The organism is Photobacterium sp. GB-56 (assembly GCF_003026105.1).
Lineage (GTDB): Bacteria > Pseudomonadota > Gammaproteobacteria > Enterobacterales > Vibrionaceae > Photobacterium.
Genome location: NZ_PYNW01000004.1, coordinates 219,081 through 236,433 on the forward strand (window position 1 = coordinate 219,081; position 17,353 = coordinate 236,433).

16 protein-coding genes are annotated in these 17,353 nt (G+C 40.3%); 8 read left to right on the forward strand and 8 right to left on the reverse strand.

Annotated elements, in window-relative coordinates:
- Positions 1–184 precede the first annotated feature (184 nt).
- The 5 genes from C9J42_RS07325 to C9J42_RS07345 form a co-directional block, all read right to left on the reverse strand.
- Entirely contained in the window at positions 185–1,963 is a 1,779-nt protein-coding gene (locus C9J42_RS07325) for a bifunctional molybdopterin-guanine dinucleotide biosynthesis adaptor protein MobB/molybdopterin molybdotransferase MoeA (protein ID WP_107301843.1), read from the reverse strand.
- A complete protein-coding gene (mobA, locus tag C9J42_RS07330; protein ID WP_107246623.1) occupies positions 1,950–2,543 on the reverse strand; it encodes a molybdenum cofactor guanylyltransferase MobA in 594 nt (197 codons plus the stop codon). Before mobA ends, C9J42_RS07325 begins: the two co-directional genes overlap by 14 nt.
- Positions 2,530–3,231 (reverse strand): energy-coupling factor ABC transporter ATP-binding protein, encoded by a 702-nt coding sequence (locus tag C9J42_RS07335; protein ID WP_107246625.1) that lies wholly within the window; start codon positions 3,229–3,231, stop codon positions 2,530–2,532. Before C9J42_RS07335 ends, mobA begins: the two co-directional genes overlap by 14 nt.
- 15 nt (positions 3,232–3,246) lie before the next feature.
- The gene (locus C9J42_RS07340; protein WP_107208190.1) at positions 3,247–3,948 is read right to left on the reverse strand and encodes an ABC transporter permease; all 702 of its coding nucleotides are present in this window, start codon (positions 3,946–3,948) and stop codon (positions 3,247–3,249) included.
- A 128-nt stretch (positions 3,949–4,076) separates the two neighbouring features.
- Entirely contained in the window at positions 4,077–4,901 is an 825-nt protein-coding gene (locus C9J42_RS07345; RefSeq protein ID WP_107287408.1) for a substrate-binding domain-containing protein, read from the reverse strand.
- 273 nt (positions 4,902–5,174) lie between these two features.
- Between C9J42_RS07345 and C9J42_RS07350 the strand changes: the two genes are divergently transcribed.
- Both C9J42_RS07350 and C9J42_RS07355 read left to right on the forward strand, forming a co-directional pair.
- The gene (locus C9J42_RS07350; protein ID WP_107301844.1) at positions 5,175–6,626 is read left to right on the forward strand and encodes a sigma-54 dependent transcriptional regulator; all 1,452 of its coding nucleotides are present in this window, start codon (positions 5,175–5,177) and stop codon (positions 6,624–6,626) included.
- A 59-nt stretch (positions 6,627–6,685) separates the two neighbouring features.
- Positions 6,686–8,680 (forward strand): cache domain-containing protein, encoded by a 1,995-nt coding sequence (locus C9J42_RS07355; protein ID WP_107301845.1) that lies wholly within the window; start codon positions 6,686–6,688, stop codon positions 8,678–8,680.
- Between the two features lie 414 nt (positions 8,681–9,094).
- On the opposite strand, the gene pbpG is transcribed toward C9J42_RS07355, so the two are convergent.
- Positions 9,095–9,991, reverse strand: coding sequence for a D-alanyl-D-alanine endopeptidase (gene pbpG / locus C9J42_RS07360; RefSeq protein ID WP_107208194.1), 897 nt, complete (start codon positions 9,989–9,991; stop codon positions 9,095–9,097).
- 608 nt (positions 9,992–10,599) lie between these two features.
- Here pbpG and C9J42_RS07365 point away from each other — a divergent pair.
- On the forward strand, positions 10,600–11,058 hold the full coding sequence (locus C9J42_RS07365; RefSeq protein ID WP_107287405.1) for a hypothetical protein: 459 nt from the start codon (positions 10,600–10,602) through the stop codon (positions 11,056–11,058).
- 124 nt (positions 11,059–11,182) lie between these two features.
- Here the strand turns inward: C9J42_RS07365 and C9J42_RS07370 are convergent, their stop codons facing one another.
- Together C9J42_RS07370 and fdhD are read right to left on the reverse strand one after the other, a co-directional pair.
- Positions 11,183–12,094, reverse strand: coding sequence for a helix-turn-helix transcriptional regulator (locus C9J42_RS07370; protein WP_107208196.1), 912 nt, complete (start codon positions 12,092–12,094; stop codon positions 11,183–11,185).
- A complete protein-coding gene (gene fdhD, locus C9J42_RS07375) occupies positions 12,094–12,975 on the reverse strand; it encodes a formate dehydrogenase accessory sulfurtransferase FdhD (protein WP_107260303.1) in 882 nt (293 codons plus the stop codon). Before fdhD ends, C9J42_RS07370 begins: the two co-directional genes overlap by 1 nt.
- Before the next feature lie 311 nt (positions 12,976–13,286).
- Between fdhD and C9J42_RS07380 the strand changes: the two genes are divergently transcribed.
- The 5 genes from C9J42_RS07380 (at position 13,287) to C9J42_RS07400 (ending at position 17,341) form a co-directional block, all read left to right on the forward strand.
- Entirely contained in the window at positions 13,287–13,781 is a 495-nt protein-coding gene (locus tag C9J42_RS07380; RefSeq protein WP_107208198.1) for a DUF3305 domain-containing protein, read from the forward strand.
- Positions 13,771–14,466, forward strand: a complete 696-nt coding sequence (locus tag C9J42_RS07385) for a DUF3306 domain-containing protein (RefSeq protein WP_107208199.1) — start codon at positions 13,771–13,773, stop codon at positions 14,464–14,466. Before C9J42_RS07380 ends, C9J42_RS07385 begins: the two co-directional genes overlap by 11 nt.
- Positions 14,467–14,766: 300 nt before the next feature.
- Positions 14,767–16,422 carry a 4Fe-4S binding protein gene (locus C9J42_RS07390; RefSeq protein WP_107260308.1) on the forward strand — a complete coding sequence of 552 codons (1,656 nt, stop codon included), beginning with the start codon at positions 14,767–14,769 and terminating at the stop codon, positions 16,420–16,422.
- A gap of 9 nt (positions 16,423–16,431) precedes the next feature.
- Positions 16,432–17,049: a molecular chaperone gene (locus C9J42_RS07395; protein WP_005367775.1), complete on the forward strand. Its 618-nt coding sequence runs from the start codon at positions 16,432–16,434 to the stop codon at positions 17,047–17,049.
- Between the two features lie 97 nt (positions 17,050–17,146).
- Entirely contained in the window at positions 17,147–17,341 is a 195-nt protein-coding gene (locus C9J42_RS07400) for a twin-arginine translocation signal domain-containing protein (RefSeq protein ID WP_107208201.1), read from the forward strand.
- Positions 17,342–17,353: the final 12 nt, after the last annotated feature.

A 17,353-nucleotide genomic window follows, 5' to 3' on the forward strand; every position in this document is an offset into this window, starting at 1 on the left:
ATTATCATTTATCTAGAGAATAAAGAAACCTTTTGTTACAACTTAACATATAACGAAAGGTTTGTGTCGACTTCTAACGTGTAGAAGATGGGAAATAAAAAGGTAGCATGGAAGCTACATATAAAAATAAAAAAGCCAAGCTACTTTAAGTAGCTTGGCTTTTTTATCATGGAGAGCTGAAACGTTACATGCGTATATCTAATGGAATGATGGTAACCTTATCACCGATTTCTGCATTTACTTGCTCTGGTGCTATTTCAATTAAGCAATTTGCTTCGCTCATCGAACGAAGTATGCCAGAACCTTGCGAGCCTGTACTTTTCACCACTAAACGGCCATTAGCATCAAAACTCGAAATACCGCGAGTATACTCAGTACGTCCTGGACGAGAGCGAAGTTTTTCAATCGCGATAGCTTGATGCGTTTTCGGCTGCCAATTGATAATGCCTTGCTGTTTTCTAATTGCTGGTTCAACAAATTGTAAGAACGCAACTATTACCGCGACAGGATTACCCGGTAGGCCAAAGAATGGCACGTTACCAATGGTTCCAAAAGCAAGCGGACGACCTGGACGCATATTAATACGCCAAAAGTTAATTCGACCTAACTTCTCTAACACGCTTTTTATATAGTCCGCATCGCCGACAGATACACCACCAGAAGATAAGATCAAATCAGCTTTCGTGCTCGCTTGTATTAACGTTTTTTCAAGCGATGCTTCGTTATCATCAATAATACCGAGATCAACGACTTCACAGCCTAAGTGAGTGAGTAGGGCATATAATGTATAGCGGTTTGAGTCATAGATGCAGTTTTGTTTCTGTGCGTCACCCGGTTGCTGAACTTCATCACCGGTAGAAAAAATTGCAACCCGGATAGGTTTGTTGATTATGATTTTATCAATACCCAGTGACGCTACCATACCAAGCTCTGGCGCTGTGATGGTTGTTCCTGCAGCAACGGCAATTTGACCTAATGCGAGATCTTCACCTGCTTGACGTACGTTTTGACCAGCTTTAATGTTACCCATTGCTTTATCAAACGTGACCGTGTCACCTTTTTGGGTTGCTTGTTCACGCATAATGACGGTATCCGCACCTTGCGGAATAGGTGCGCCTGTCATGATACGAACAGCTTCACCATGATGTAGTGGCTCATCGTAACTATGACCAGCAAGTACTTGACCAACAACCTGATAGCTATCACGCCCTATATCATCACCAGCAATGGCATAACCATCCATTGCAGAATTAGTATGTTGGGGGACATTGACTGGCGATAAAATATCTTGTGCGACAATTTGCCCTAGTGCTTGATGTAGACTAACAGATTCGCTGATATGTAATGGCTTAATCTGTTCAAGAATTTTTTCTCGACCTTGAGTAACCGATAACATACCTGCAGGATTGATATCGCTACAGCTTAATGTTTGCGCTTCAGTGGTTGCACTGCTGTTCACGTAATCAATAACAAAGTCAGTAAGTTGATCAAGATTATTGATATCCATTTGTGGCAATGTGCTTTCAGCTGGGATATTCGCTGCGATGGCAATGATGTTGCTGTCTTCTGGGTGTAGCCAAGGTTTGCCGACTTCTTTGCGGTGTAATTCAATCTTAGGGAAATCGAGCTTTTTAAAACCTTCCACCAAAATGAGATCTAATTGGGTTTGATCTAGTTGGCTGAGTAAATAGGGAAGTTGTGCTTCTTCTTCTGGTGTTTCTGTCACCAGTGCGCGACGGTAGCGAGAAGAGATCAACATTTGGCTTGCGCCTGCTTTACGAAGGCGGTAGCTGTCTTTGCCTTCTTGGTCGATATCAAAATTATGGTGAGCGTGTTTTACCACGGCTACACGAAGTCCTCGCTCTACAAGTTTAGGCAACATTGCTTCAAGTAAAGTGGTTTTACCTGTACCGCTAAATGCAGCGAAACCAAGTAGCGGTAAAGAAGCGTTAATTTGACTCATGTAGCACTCCAAATTGAGAGAGTTCTTCAGGGGTATTAAGGTTTACAAAAGCATCGGCTTGATCACTAAAATCAACCGTGATCATATTACATTGACGGTAAAGCAGAATGATTTTTCTATCACCATTAGCGAGAAAGGCTTCAAGCTTAGGTAAAATGCGGCGGTGAACAAGTGTGACTACCGGTTGAATATGCTCACCATTATGAGCAACAGCAATATCGGTTTCTTCTGTACAAGCGTTTGCCATTCTTGCGACTAAATCATGTGGAAGCTGTGGGCAATCACAAGGCACAAAACCGATCCAGTCGTTATCGATATGAGAAAGTGCGGCATGCATCCCCCCCAAAGGGCCGGGGTAGTCTTTAATGGTATCCCCAAAGACTTCACCAAATTCAGCATAACGTTCATGGTTGCGGTTTGCATTGATGGTGACATGTGATGTTTGTGGGCGCAGCGTATCGATAACATGTTGAATTAATGGCTTATCAGCCAATTTAATTAAACCTTTATCATTGCCTCCCATGCGACTAGCTTGTCCACCAGCCAAAATAACCCACTGAGTTTGCTCAGGCGTAGGCATAGTTATCCTTATCTTTTTTAACAAGCTGCAAATCTGCACGCTCAATTAATTTTGTGTCATTGATTGTCCACTGGCGACGACATAAGTCGGTTAGCTCATTATGTTGGTGGCTAGTGATGACAAGGCTAGAGCCTCGCTCTAATAAATCTTTTGCCAATACAACTTGTCGGCTGATGGATTCTTTATCCATACTTGCACTGGATTCGTCCATCAATAATACACTTGGTTTTAATACCCATGCACGTGCCATTGCTACACGTTGTCGTTCGCCGCCCGATAATACCGAGACATGTTCATCGGCAAGGGTTTCTAAGCCAACCATTCTTAAGGCATTAATGGCTTCATTACGGCGTTGTTGGCGATCTCTAACAATATATTTTAAGCCATAACAAACATTATCAAACACCGTTCCATCAAACATATAAGGGGTTTGATGCATGTAGATAATGCCATTTTGATAACAGCCTCCAAACAAACGACTTAACCAATGGTGTTGAGTATTAATTTTTCCAGTGGTCGGCTTTTGTAATCCCGCGAGTACTTTTAATAGCGTTGTTTTTCCAACACCGTTATCACCAGTAAGATAAATCGCATCTTGCGGCTCTAACTTTAACTGAGGAATATGGAAAAGTAGACGATGTTTAAAGCGAACAGAAAGATCTGTTGCCTCAATTGAAATATGCATCATATCAATACCCTCAGCTTAGTTCGTACGCAAGTGGGCTTTGCCACGAGAGAACGATAAAATAAAGTTTAGTCCGAGAGCGAGAAGTAATAAGACCATTCCCAAGGCGACACCTTGTGCAAACGCACCTTTAGAGCTTTCCAATGCAATGGCTGTCGGAATATTTCTGGTTGAATTTAAGATGTTGCCACCCACCATCATTGAGCAACCCACCTCAGTGATGATGCGACTAAAAGACGCAACAATGGCAGCTAATAGTGGAAAACGGCTTTCCCACATAAGGCTCATTAGTGCACGAGGGTAGCTTGCACCTAATGAAATAGCGGTTTCCCATGCGCGACGGTCACTATTTTGGAAGGCGGCATGCATCATAGATATCAAGATTGGAAAACAAATTAATATTTGCCCAAGAATCATCGCTCGCTGTGTAAACAGCATTTGCCAGTCACCTAAAGGCCCTGAACGCGATAGCAACATATACAACAATAAGCCAATAACAACAGTAGGAACGGATTGCAGTGTATTAACAAAAGAAAGGATTAGCCATCGACCTGGAAATTTGCCATAAGCAAGGGCGAAAGCAACCAATAAAGAGGGAATTAATACAATAGCAATGGCTAACAGAGAAACTGAAAAAGAAACACCAACAATGCCCCATAGCGAACTATCTCCACTGAACAAAAGTTGGATTGCTTGTTGCGTTGTTTGCCAAATATTCATTGTTATTTTATTTCTAATATTTAATTGGTTACGCCGAACATGGCCTTATTTCATTATAACAGAAGTGTTAATTAGATAAGAGCAAGTGTTCGGCGTAAAATGCTATAAAATCAAATAAAGTTGATTGTTTATTGCGTAATCGCATCTGCAACAAATAGTTGTTCACCATGACGTTGGTAATCGTTAATCATTTTTTGTGCTTTAGCGTTAACTAACCAATCGCTGAATGTTTTTGCACCTTGGTAGTTAATGTCAGGGTAACGGCTAGGGTTAACTAAGATCACTTGGTATGGGTTAAATAGACGTTTGTCACCCTGAACCATGATTTCTAGGTGCAGTTTATTTTGGTAAGCAAGCCATGTACCACGGTCAGTTAAAGTATACGCTTGTAATTCAGACGCCATGTTTAATGTAGGCCCCATACCTTGACCAACCGCTTTGTAACCACCGAAGTTTGGTTCCATTTTTGTCTGTGCCCAAAGGTTAAGTTCTTTTTTATTGGTACCAGAATCATCACCACGAGAAACAAACACAGCATCTGTTTCGGCAATGTTAACCAGTGCATTAGCAACGTCTTTATCACCTTTGATCTTTGCAGGATCTGCCTTTGGACCAACAAGTACGAAGTCGTTGTGCATTAGCTTGCGAGGAAGGATACCGAAACCACCATCAACAAATTTGGCCTCTGCTTTAGGGGCGTGAGTCATGACTAAATCAACATCACCATTTTCGCCCATGCGCAATGCTTTTCCTGTACCCGCAGCTAGAACTTCAACAGTGTAGCCCGTGTCTTTTTTAAACGCTGGTAAAAGGTAGTCAAGAAGCCCTGAGTGGTAAGTACTGGTTGTCGTTGCTAAACGAATTGTTTTGTTTTCCTTGTTATCGGTTGCAGCATGGCTAAGGCTTGCTGCGGCTAAGCTTAAAACAACTAAACTCGTTTTAAAAAAATTCATAAGGTTCCTTGATTTACAGATTCAACGTCAAATAAAAAGAGACAATTTGAGACCTTTCGTCCCAATAAATAGCTTATGCGCCTATAAGCAAATAAAATGCCAGAAGCGATAGGATTTAAAATATGTGAATATTTATTTCATAATACTTTGATTATAAACTGCTATTTTTTGTTTTTTGCGCTGCGTCATTATTCTGCTTCAAATCTATTTTGACTTTTATCTTCATGGTGAGACAAAATGTCGCATCTTTTTTATGGGTAATAATGTCCCTTTATGTCTGATCTTGAATTAAATACACCTTGGACTGCTGTTTCTGTATTGGTTGTCGATGATGAGCCGGGAATGCGTGCCATCTTAAAAAAAGCATTAAGTAAAAAGTTTGCTCAGGTTGATACTGCAGGCAGTATTGAAGAAGCGGAAGAGATAAGAAAACGCTGCCACTTTGATTTATTAATAGTAGATATAAATCTACCAGGGCGTTCAGGCATTGAATGGCATGAAGCGTTTGATCCAAATACACGCCGTAGCGATGTTATCTTTATGACAGGCTATGCAGATTTAGACATGGCGATTCAAGCACTACGCGCGGGGGCGTCAGATTTCATCTTAAAGCCGTTCAATTTAGAACAAATGATGCAGTCAGTAAGCCGTTGTATTGAACGTCGATTAGTAGAACGTCAAAACTTTGCACTCCAACGCGATGTAGAGCGCAGTTATCCCGTTGATATTATCGGGGATGCAGCAAGCACGCAAAAAATGAAAAAACTGATCACCCAATTAGCACCATCAATTGCCGCGGTATTGGTTGAAGGGGAATCTGGAACCGGTAAAGAGCTGGTGGCGCGTGCCCTTCATCAGTTAAGTAAACGTACCGGACCATTTGTACCTCTTAACTGTGGTGCGATTGCACCTGATTTATTGGAAAGTGAACTGTTTGGTCATGTTTCTGGTGCATTCACAGGTGCTAAAAAAGGGCGTGATGGTCTATTTCGGGTAGCAAATAACGGCACACTGTTTTTAGATGAAATTGGTGAAATGCCGTTATCCATGCAATCTTCGTTATTACGCGCGCTTGAGCAAAAAGCAATACGACCTGTAGGCGCTGAGCGAGAAGTGAATGTTGATGTGCGTATTGTGGCAGCAACGAATAGGAATTTGAAAAAAGAAGTAGAAGAAGGGCGCTTTCGTCAAGATTTGTACTATCGCTTAAATGTGCTCACCATTGAATTACCCGCATTACGTGAACGTATAGAAGATATTCCAGCGTTAGCTCACCACTTTACACAGCAGCTTTCGAAAGATTTAGGAATGAAGCCAATTAAATGGGCACATGAAGATATTCTAGCAATGCAAGCTTATCAATGGCCGGGTAATATTCGTGAATTACGTAATATGATGGAACGTTGTATTTTATTGGGTAAATCACCTTCTGAATATTGGCAGGAATTAAATGGGGATGTACCTGTAATACCATCGCCCGAGAAAACGTCGATCGTATTGAGGAGTGATGAGAAGCGACCATGTCAGTGTCACGATGGTGAACAAGAGCAATATTGTTACCCAGTAGATTGGACGTTAAAAGATGTCGAAAAAGCACATATTATGCAGGTAGTAGATTCAAACGAGGGTAATAAGTCTGCGGCAGCTCGTCAGCTTGGTGTAGCGCGTAAAACGTTAGAGCGTAAATATAAAGAATGGGCTGAAGAGTCGGCATCATGCGAATAACCAAAGCATTAATGCATCCTAAAGCTTTTATATTGTTATGGCTAAGGCGGTTTCGAACCATGGTTCGTTATCGTCTATTAGTCCTAACGTCTGTACCTATTATCATCACATTAATTGCGTTAATTGCCTTAACTTTTTATTGGACAGTCACTTACACTTGGCAAAATGCGTTAATGAACGTAAGAGCGGATTTAGCTGTTGCTCATCATAGTATGGAATTATTACAAAAAGAGCAGCGTATGAAATTGCAGTCAATGGCTGACTCTTACGATTTCCAATATCGTTTACGTTTTGATGAATCCTCTTTAAGTCACTGGGTACGCACTGAAAACCAGCAATATAATCTGGATTTTATCGTGCTTCATCCTGCATCAGCATTAGGCGAGTTCTCTAAGCAAGAGCGCCGTTTTTTACTCGAAGGAAAAGTGCAAACATTTTTTCAGGTACTAGATCGTAGAGCACTAGCAGCATTGAATAGTGATTTACCTGCTCGTGCGCAAGTGCCACTGCTCAAAGAACATAAGATAGAGCAGAAGGGGTTAGTGAGTCGAAGTTTGATCCCTATTTTTAATGATAAAGGGCATCTTCAATGGATTCTTGATGGCGGTATATTACTCAATAATAGTACGGAACTGGTTGATCGAATTCGTGATTTAGTTTTTGCGTCTGATACGTTACCGACGGGCAGTATTGGCACTGTTACTATTTTTATGAATGATGTTCGTATTAGTACGAATGTACCATTAGATAGTAAAAATCTGGTTGGGCGAGCGGTTGGTACTCGGGTATCAGATGAAGTGAGCCGTGAAGTAATTACGTTTGGAAAAACCTGGGTTGATAGAGCTTATGTCTATGACAGTTGGTATGTTTCTGCTTATGAACCGTTACGCGATATAAACGGTAAAGTGATTGGTATGCTTTATGCGGGCTATTTACAATGGCCACTGATCAGAACCTTTTTAACGAATATTATTGAGCTTGGCATTGGTATTATTTTGGTGCTGATTATCTCTGGTTTTATCGTTTATCGGGGCTCTCGTGATCTGTTTTTACCGATTGAAAAAATTTATCAGGTAGCCAAATTAGTACAGATGGGATTTGAGCGTCGAGTAGGTAAATTAGATGTTTACCCCGATCACGAACTGCAAATTTTGGGGAATCAGTTTGATACCATGCTGGATCAGCTTGAACAGCGTAATCAAGTGATAAAGCAGGCTGCAGTGGAATTAGAAGAAAAGGTCGAGCAACGTACGCATAGTTTACATCATAAAACTGAAGAACTAGAGCAACATATTAAATTGCTGAATCAAGCAAGATCTAAGCTGGTGGTGAGTGAAAAACTAGCCGCCTTGGGTGAACTGACTGCTGGTATCGCCCATGAAATTAATAATCCATTAGGGGTTATCTTGGGTAATGTGGAATTGATCCAATTTGAGTTAGGGGATAATACGCTTCAAGTTCAAGAAGAGTTAGATGCAATCCATGCACAAATTGACCGTATACGTAATATTACTCGAAGTTTGTTGCAATACAGTCGTCAAGGTGGCGTACAAAATGAAGTGACATGGCATCACCTGAACCAGATTGTTGAAGAGAGTTTAACCTTAGTACGTTCAGGCACAAAAAAACTATCCGTTACTTTTGTTGTTGAACTAAATGCGAAATGCAGCGTGGAAGTTAATCGCCACCAATTATTGCAAGTGCTAGTGAACCTTCAAATGAATGGTATTCATGCCATGGACGATAAGGGGCGATTAATCATTAGAACTGAAGATTGGATTGATGAGCAGGGGAAGTCTATTGGTGCAATTGTTCGTATAACTGATCATGGCTGTGGTATTGCGAAAGAAAATTTAGAGCGAATATTTGATCCATTCTTTACTACTCGTCGTTCAGGTACTGGGCTTGGTCTCTCTGTTAGCCAAAGTTTAATTGAAGATATTGGTGGAGAGATAACGGTTGAATCTGAGGTGGGTAAAGGGACAACGTTCTCTGTCTATTTAAGACAAAAAGCGTCAACAAATAATGATCTAGATTTATTGATGATGTCTTAGTTTCATTACAACAAAGCCCCTTGGTATTTTTTCATTTAAGTGAGAGAAAATACCAAGGGGCTTTTTGTTATATGTCTATTTAGAAATTACATCAACGACAAACCAATAAGTAGAATGGCTAGAGAGGTAAGAGATATACGAGTTATTAAACTAAGGTGGGTGGGATTAATCATTTCTTGATGCTGCATAGGCACTCCTTTTATTTACTCTAACTTAAGCATAGTTGAAGAGTGTCGTAGGCGTACGTTTTTTGTTAAAAAATAAAAGGCTAGGTAAGGAAAATTCTTATTACGGGCTTAAAAAGCAGTATCCCCACATGCATCGAAGGTTTTACAAGCTATGTTCATGATAGTTCTAAAAGCAAAAAGCCAGCAATAGATGCTGGCTTTTACTTATCTCAATTAACCGTAATGATTATTTCGTTAATTCTTTTAGTTTCTGTTGTTGGTAGTATTTTGCATCAGCAGTAATTGGTTTGCTCTTACCTGTTTGTAGCCATTGCTTAATACGGCCAGCATCACCAATCGGTGTTAATTTGCCTTGAGAATCTAACATAACCATCAGGATTCTCTTACCATCAATTGTTGTTACCATACCTAAGCAACGACCAGCTTCATCAAGGTAACCTGTTTTGGTTAGGTTAACCGTCCACTTCTTACCACGCGCTAGGGCATTTGTATTGGTGTAGCCAAGTTTGTAATTAGGTTTACCAAAGTAAGCAGTATGCACAGGTGTTGTACTGTACTTACGAATTTCAGGATATTTGTAAGCAGCGCGTACCATCTTAGCGACATCTGATGCTGTCGAGTGGTTATGAGGGTCAAGGCCTGAGCTATCAACAAAATGCGTATTGGTCATCCCCAAAGATTTAGCTTTTCGGTTCATCGCTTTAATGAATGCCTTGTAGCCGCCAGGGTAGTTTCCTGCAAGTGTTGCTGCTGCTAGGTTTTCAGATGACATTAAAGCAATATGAATTGTCTCACCACGGCTTAGGGTAGAGCCCATACGAATACGTGTATATGTATTGTACATGTGCTCTTTATCAGTAGGAGTAAACGTTAGTTTTTCGTTAAGTGGGAGTTTTGCATCCAGTGTTACCATCGCTGTCATTAACTTAGTTAATGAAGCAATTGGCATTTTTACATTTGAATTTTTTTTGTACAGTGTCTTTCCTGTACTGAGGTCTATCACATAATTACTGACTGATGCCGTTTGTAACTTATTAGGATCCAGCTTACTGGTGTTGATGCTAGCCACGGAAGAGAAGCTTATACTAGCAAGAGTAAAAAACAGAATAAAAGCGTTACGCACAACGGCTCCTTGAAAATGCAAAGGGAAATAATAACAGTATTGTTAATGTCGCTATTGTCGACTTAACCTGTACTGTTAGGCAAGTCATGTTTATGTAAATAGGCCATTTATTCGCACCAAAAATTATCAATGAGTGAATATTTGTAATGAAACATTATTCAATAAAATAAAAAGTGGCTGAGTAATACAGGGGATCGTTGTAAACAAGGCAATGGCTATCAGTTTTGAGTAAGCAAATCTTAATTTATGATTGCATACTATTATTGCTGCTCATTAATTTTTATCATTTTAATGGTTTAATTCCGAGGACGTATTTCGTGGGTTTTGGTGTTTTGATTGCATTTTTGTGACTATTTAAAAAGTAGATACGAATGAAACATAGGATAATTATGATTAAGTCATTAAGTAGATTGTCTGAAGTTTAAGTTTGAACAATCGTGTGAAGGACTTAAAGAAACACAGATATTTCTAGACTAGATAAAGAGTCGATATAATGTGATCTATTACGAATATAAATATCTATTGACATAAAATTAACAAACGAAAGGTGAGAAATAGCGGTCAATTAGTTAGGGTCTTTCAATTAAATTCTATTCATTGGACTTACTATGCTTGCTCGTTGTTTACTTATCGCTTCTGTATCATTGATGTCGTTATCATCTTACGCATCAATTGACGATTCAGATTTAAATGATATTAAAAACAGTATTGAAAAGTCACAAGATACAATGCATTACGTTCGGACTGTATCGGGCTCGATCCCTGTACCTATGCCTAAACATAATGAAGATAAACCAGCTTATAGTTACTATGAAATCGTCTCTTATGACATTTATAGTAGTCAAGGTGGAAAGCGTATGATCCAAGCGGTAATCACAAACCATTCCGGCGGCGGTATTGCACTTAAACCTAAGCAGGTCAAAGCGTATTTCAGCAATAATACCTATGTTGAACCGACACGAATTGAGCAAAAGGGAAAATTTGCACAAGGTGAAACAAAGTCAGTGACCTTGTATTTTGGTGAAACAGACGCTTCTATTATTGGTTTGCTTACTCGTTCTTATTAATTCTTTTTAACTAATAGTGATGCGGTTTTAAACTGAATGGAAAAAGCCCTGATAATCATCATGCATTATCAGAGCTTTTTATTATCCAGCGACTTTCAGGGTATGTTGTTAGCTATTAGCTGACTTAGTTAGCACTCCATACCTGTTTACCTGTACGTGCAAAGTTATAACCACCGAGTGCTTTACCGTGAGCTTGAACATCTTCCTCTGAAATCGCTTGCAGCAATTGTTGCTGTAGTGTTCTAAAGTAAATGTTCTTTGGGATCACCAATTCAAACGCTTCGGTACATAGTGGAATAAAGCCTAAGCCAAATTCCCCCGCCGTACTTTGGCTAGCGCAGCCCACATCAGCCTTACCACGAGCAACAGACGAGGCAAGTTCACGTTCACTGTTACACACATCTGATTGATTAAGCATAGAAAGATTATAAGCGTGACCGTGTAACCATTCATCTAACGCACGCATGCTACCTGCACCTTCTTGACGTAGTGCCCAGCGCCAGCGAGAAGATAGTAATTCAGGCAGTTGGATAGATTTTGAATTTACCGCTTCTGCTAACTCTTTACTGACCACTAAGCCTTGTTCACGTTCAAAGGCATGGACTAATACCCAGTTTTTATGCCCTTGGTATTGTTGTAATAGCGCCGGGTGACGCAGGCTAGCTTCTTCTGCATTTCCCCAGTGAATGGCGCACATATCAACGTGGCCTTTACTTAACATGGCTAAACCTTGTCGTGTACCCGTTGAGGTATAACCAACTAATGCGGTACTGCCTAATTGGTTCGCCATCTTACCTACCACCATTTGTAATAGTGGATCGTCTGAGCCGGCAATTAATAATCGATCGGTTAACACACCGTTATGGCAAGACTCTAATAGCCATTTATCCAACATTGCTTTAGGAAATAACCATTTCCCTGTCACTTTTGTTGCTGGAAGTAAGCCATCGTTAGCAAGGGCATAGACTTTCTTCTCATTAAGATCTAAATATTCTGCGACAAGTTTCGCGTTCATGAATTCAGGAAAGTCAGCCATTAATTTTGCTCTTTATTAGAAGAAGGTTGCTCTGTTTTCTTCGATTGCTGAGAGGTATCAGCACCTTTCACATCAAGAATAAGATTCTGACCGCCATTATAAACTTGGAAGCGATGACCTTTCGCGCGGGCTATCATAGTAATACCGAGCTTCTGCGCTAACTCATAGCCCATTTGTGTTGCACCAGAGCGGGATAGAAGTACGGGAATACCCATCTGTGCGACTTTAATTACCATCTCTGAGGTTAAGCGGCCTGTGGTGTAGAAAATCTTATCTTCGCCCGTTTCGCCTTGTAGCCACATTTCACCGGCTAGGGTATCAACAGCGTTATGGCGACCTACATCTTCGACAAACGATAAGATTTCTGTATTACGGCAAACGGCACAACCATGAACGGCACCTGCAGCCTTGTACGTTTCATTGTGGTGAGTTAGCGCTTCAAGCAGCCCATACAACATAGATTGTTTTATTTGTACTTGAGGCAGTGTTACGTTTTCAAGCTTTTTCATGACGTTACCAAACATAGTGCCTTGACCACAGCCAGAGGTAACGGTCTTTTTTTCTAATTTTTTTTCTAAGCCATGGGTATTTTCACGGGTGATCACCGCCGCTGAGTTGGTATCCCAATCAATAATTACAGATTCAATGGCATCAATATCTTCGATAAAGCCTTGGTTCTTTAGATAACCGAGCACTAGTGCAGAAGGTCGTTCACCTAGGGTCATCAGGGTAACGATCTCAATCCAATTCAAATAAACCGTTAGGGGATGCTCACACGCAATTTCTTTGGTTTGAAGATCACCGTACTCATCCATGATTTCCACAGACATTGTCTGCTTAACGGCGGATTTAGTTTTTATAATTTTAGGGAGTTGGCTCATTAGGATATCCAGTGGTTACAAGAAACGTATCGAGATTTCAAATAAGTCCGTCAAAATACACACAATGATACTAAGCTCAATAAGTAGCATTAAATGGCATGTATTAAGGCAAATAAGTTTATCTCTAACGCATTAAAGCAAATATTGTTCCATAAATTCCATTTACGGATTAAAAGAGGCTACTGGTTGCCATTATTGACGATATTTTGATTTATATTTCGCACTTGGTCTAAATTTTGCTTATTACGGACGAATATTCTCAACATACCGCGATAAGCGAGTGTGTAAAAAGCAAGATGTAAGGAGTCATTGTGCCAGAACAAGTAAAGCTAGAAATAAAGAAAGATGAAAGTATTTGGCCTATTTATTTTCGACTTCAAGCAGAAGAGAAACAAGTTGGGCGTTGGACGACATACGCATGGACGATTGAAGATCTTTGTTTGAATGGTGAACAAGACTCAAACGTAGCACTTGTAGAAATCGGTGCTGGTAATTACATGCTGCCGTTAGAATTATTTCGTGATGAACGTATGGAGTATCGCTTTAACTTAAACGCACAAGATCCGCATTTATTTTTTGTTTGTGCTGAAGAAGATGAACAACTTAAACCTGTATTAATGACGGCAGCTCAAGGGGTTGCAGCCCGTTATATGGATGGAGATTATGTTGTTCTTCACATTCAAATCCCATTGCCTATTCAAGTCTGGATGGAAGCGTATCTTGGACGACACGGTGAATTAGAAGAGTGTAAACGTCGAGGCGGCGGTAAAGGTAAAAAGCAAAAAGGGCGTTCAAGTGGCAACTGATTTTTTTCAACGTTGGTCTCAAAGAAAATTAACCAAAACAGAAGATAAATCTGTAGGTGAGACATTAACTCTCGAAAGTACTGAAACGGCTCCTGAGCAAGATGTGGTTGTTACCGAAAATACGGCTATTCATACAGATATTTCTGAATCTATTGAAACGGACAAAACATTAGATAATCAATTAGATAAAACTGATTTAGTCGCTGATGACACCCCTGATATTGCACTGACGCATGATGATGTATCAACCGTGACTTACGATTCTGGCGTTGCATCATTTATGAAAGAGTCGGTTGAGAAATCAGTTAAGAAAGCAGCATTACGTAAGTTATTTCATTCAGAAGAATTTAATTATATCAGTGACATGGATGATTGCACTGAAGACTTTAGCAACATCCCAACGTTAGATCCTGCCATCGCTTCTCAAATGCGTGGTTGGGTAAATCAAGCGGTAGAGAAAGTAACTGATATGGTTGAAGATTTAAGCAGTGAAACGATGTACAACTCTGAGTTAGATAATAAGGCTGAACAGTCTGAATTAGCGCTAACAGCAACAGAGCAAACATCCTTAACTTCTCAAGATACTCTCCAGTCAACAATATCTTCATCTACGGATAATGGTGCTGAGGATGAAACTAACCCTACAACGGTTTCTCCAGAGAAAAATTCAGCACAAGAGATTTAAGTTTATAGAGTGAGACAAAAAGGGAACTAAAACCTTATTAAATGTTGGGACATTTTGGCGCGATGGGTCTTTTGCGCTAGGACAAAATGTCTCAATGCTGGTGGGTGTAATTATCCACCTCCGACTTTAGTTCCTTTTAAGTCATTTTATTCCGTGAAAAGTTGGATCGGTTATTGCTCTATATAGAGTGGAAGAAGCCAAAAACGAAAGTCAGATTTTATTGTAGAAAAACTTTAAGACATAACTTCGTTACTTCTTCAATCGGCACTGACTAGCGGTGACGGGCAAACAGGAATAAGAATGTTAAAAAGTACACTAGAAGCATTTTCTGATACAAACGGTAAAGCGCGTGCTGCTGCCATTAATGGCACAGTAGAGCTAACAAATTTAATTCCACCTACGGTTACCTATGAGAGCCGTGGGGATTTGTTGATCGTGGGTACTCAGAAAAACATCATTGCACTTGCTGAACAGTTTTCAGAACTTAATAGCGTCACCTTGCTGTCAACGGATGCAACAGGCGAAAAATCAAGCTTGTCTAATCTTTACTTTAGCCATGACGTATCAGCAAAAGGTTATCTTGGCGCGTTTGAAGTAACTTGTCAGGTTGCAGGTCAATTGACCAAAGCGAATTTAGCAAAAGTGGCTATCGGTCGTGATTGCTTTGATTTGATCTTAGATATGACAGAAAACGGCATTATGTCGTTAGAAATTCCTGCGCCGGGTTATTACGCGGTAGGTAGTCGTAAAGATAAACTGGCTCAGCTGGTGGAAGATTTACCGGCTATGATGGGGACTTTTGATAAACCTAAATACTTTCGCCTAAATCCTGATCTTTGTGCGCATTCATCGCGTGGTGTTTCAGGTTGTGATCGTTGTTTAGATGCATGTCCTGCTGGTGCGCTAAGCAGTGATGGGGTAGAAATTGCGATTGATCCTTACCTTTGTCAGGGTGTTGGCACGTGTGCTACAGCTTGTCCAACAGAGGCGATCACATACGCATTACCTGATCCTCAAAATACACAAAACTTTGTTCATCGTGTTCTTACTCGTTATAAGCAAGAGGGCGGTGAGAAACCAACATTACTTTTGTACGGCAATCGTGATGAGAAAGCGGTGACTGCTGCATTAGCAACGTTTCCAAGTTCAGTTATTGCGATTGCATTAGAAGAGCTTGCAACTGTTGGTGTTGATACATGGTTTAGTGCATTGGTTTATGGTGCGCATCAAGTTCTTCTTGCGACTAACACAAAATATATTCCTGCCACGATTGATCGTGTTTTATCGAATGAGCTTGCAATGGCTCAACGTTTCTTAACCGAAATGGGTTATGACGCTGATCGTATTTGTCTGTTTGATTTTAGTGATGTTGAAAACTTTGTTTCTTATGGCGATGCACTAGTTTCTCCTGTTACAGAGGCTTTAACTGGCTCTAAACGTGAAAAACTATTTACTTCACTTGAAATGCTTTACACCGAAGCGAGTACAAAACCAGAACAATCTTCCGTTGTAGAAAAAGCGCCTTATGGTTCTGTTTCATGTGACACAACGGATTGTACGTTATGTATGAGTTGTGTGGCAGTTTGTCCAACTCGCGCTTTACATGCCATTGGTGATCGTCCAGGACTGCTATTTATTGAAGAGGACTGTGTTCAATGTGGTATGTGTGAAAAAGCATGTCCTGAAAAAGTCATTTCATTAGAACCTCGTTTTAATTGGGATTGGCATGCTCGTAAAGAAGCGCGTCTTGTTCATGAAGAGCCTGCGGCTTGTTGTATCAGTTGTGGAAATGCATTTGCGCCAGCATCTATGGTGAAAATGTTAACTGAAAAACTTCAAGGACATTCTCACTTCCAAGGTGATGCTATTCGTCGTTTATCCATGTGTGAAGATTGTCGTGTTCGCGATATTTTCGAACAAATGGAAAAAGATCCAGAAAGTCAGGCTCGAGTTTAAGGAACGAAGATGGAAACAATTGCTATGAGCCCAGCTCAAACGTCATTGAATGAAGACGCAGTACTTCGTATTGAAATTTATAACATGCTTGCACATTTATTTCGTCAAGCGCCTGATCAAAATGTATTGAATTTTTTGGCTGATATAGATGTTGATACGGCTAATAAACCTCAACAATCTACGATGTCTGCTGCTTGGCCTTTACTGAAACTTGCAGCACAAAAGAGCATGCCACTTGCAGTTGAAGAAGAATATCAAGATGTCTTTATTGGTATTGGTCGCGGTGAAGTTGTGCCTTTTGGATCATGGTATTTAACAGGTTCATTAATGGAAATGCCTCTGGCTTATCTTCGACGAGATCTTAAGCAATTAGGATTTGAACGTGATGAGTCAGTGAAAGAACCGGAAGATCATATTGCGGCTTTGCTTGAAGTGATGGCAATGCTAGTTGAAGGCGGCGATGAGCACCTTCAAAAAACGTTCTTTAATCGTCACTTAGCTGAGTGGTGTGAAAAGTTCTGTACCGATGTTAAAGCTGCTAACAGTGCTGTTTTTTATACCGCTGTTGGTGAGCTCGCTTTGCAGTTCTTAACTGTAGAGAAAACACGCTTTTTAGAATCAAAATAATCCCTATACGTTGCTTGCAACGGTTTGATTCAAAGCAATAAAACTAAGGCAAAAACCCATCGTAACTTATTTTAGTGACGATAAAGGAGCAAACTTTATGAGTGAGCAAAAAACCAATGAAAGCCGTCGTCAATTGTTGAAAAACATTGGCTTAACAGTGGCTGCTGGTGCTGTTGCTGCTGGAACGACAACAGCAGTTCAAGCTGTTGAAAAGTCAGAAGAGAAAAAAACAAAAACAACTAAAGGTTATCACGAGACCCAACACATTCGTGATTACTACAACACTTTGTAAGGCGGAGCTCTA

What these genes read in the sequence shown, in the direction of transcription:
- C9J42_RS07325 (WP_107301843.1), bottom strand. Translation starts at nt 1,963, where the DNA reads ATGAGTCAAATTAACGCTTCTTTACCGCTACTTGGTTTCGCTGCATTT.
- mobA (WP_107246623.1), bottom strand. Translation starts at nt 2,543, where the DNA reads ATGCCTACGCCTGAGCAAACTCAGTGGGTTATTTTGGCTGGTGGACAA.
- C9J42_RS07335 (WP_107246625.1), bottom strand. Translation starts at nt 3,231, where the DNA reads ATGATGCATATTTCAATTGAGGCAACAGATCTTTCTGTTCGCTTTAAA.
- C9J42_RS07340 (WP_107208190.1), bottom strand. Translation starts at nt 3,948, where the DNA reads ATGAATATTTGGCAAACAACGCAACAAGCAATCCAACTTTTGTTCAGT.
- C9J42_RS07345 (WP_107287408.1), bottom strand. Translation starts at nt 4,901, where the DNA reads ATGAATTTTTTTAAAACGAGTTTAGTTGTTTTAAGCTTAGCCGCAGCA.
- C9J42_RS07350 (WP_107301844.1), top strand. Translation starts at nt 5,175, where the DNA reads ATGTCTGATCTTGAATTAAATACACCTTGGACTGCTGTTTCTGTATTG.
- C9J42_RS07355 (WP_107301845.1), top strand. Translation starts at nt 6,686, where the DNA reads ATGGTTCGTTATCGTCTATTAGTCCTAACGTCTGTACCTATTATCATC.
- C9J42_RS07365 (WP_107287405.1), top strand. Translation starts at nt 10,600, where the DNA reads ATGCTTGCTCGTTGTTTACTTATCGCTTCTGTATCATTGATGTCGTTA.
- C9J42_RS07370 (WP_107208196.1), bottom strand. Translation starts at nt 12,094, where the DNA reads ATGGCTGACTTTCCTGAATTCATGAACGCGAAACTTGTCGCAGAATAT.
- fdhD (WP_107260303.1), bottom strand. Translation starts at nt 12,975, where the DNA reads ATGAGCCAACTCCCTAAAATTATAAAAACTAAATCCGCCGTTAAGCAG.
- C9J42_RS07390 (WP_107260308.1), top strand. Translation starts at nt 14,767, where the DNA reads ATGTTAAAAAGTACACTAGAAGCATTTTCTGATACAAACGGTAAAGCG.
- C9J42_RS07395 (WP_005367775.1), top strand. Translation starts at nt 16,432, where the DNA reads ATGGAAACAATTGCTATGAGCCCAGCTCAAACGTCATTGAATGAAGAC.
- C9J42_RS07400 (WP_107208201.1), top strand. Translation starts at nt 17,147, where the DNA reads ATGAGTGAGCAAAAAACCAATGAAAGCCGTCGTCAATTGTTGAAAAAC.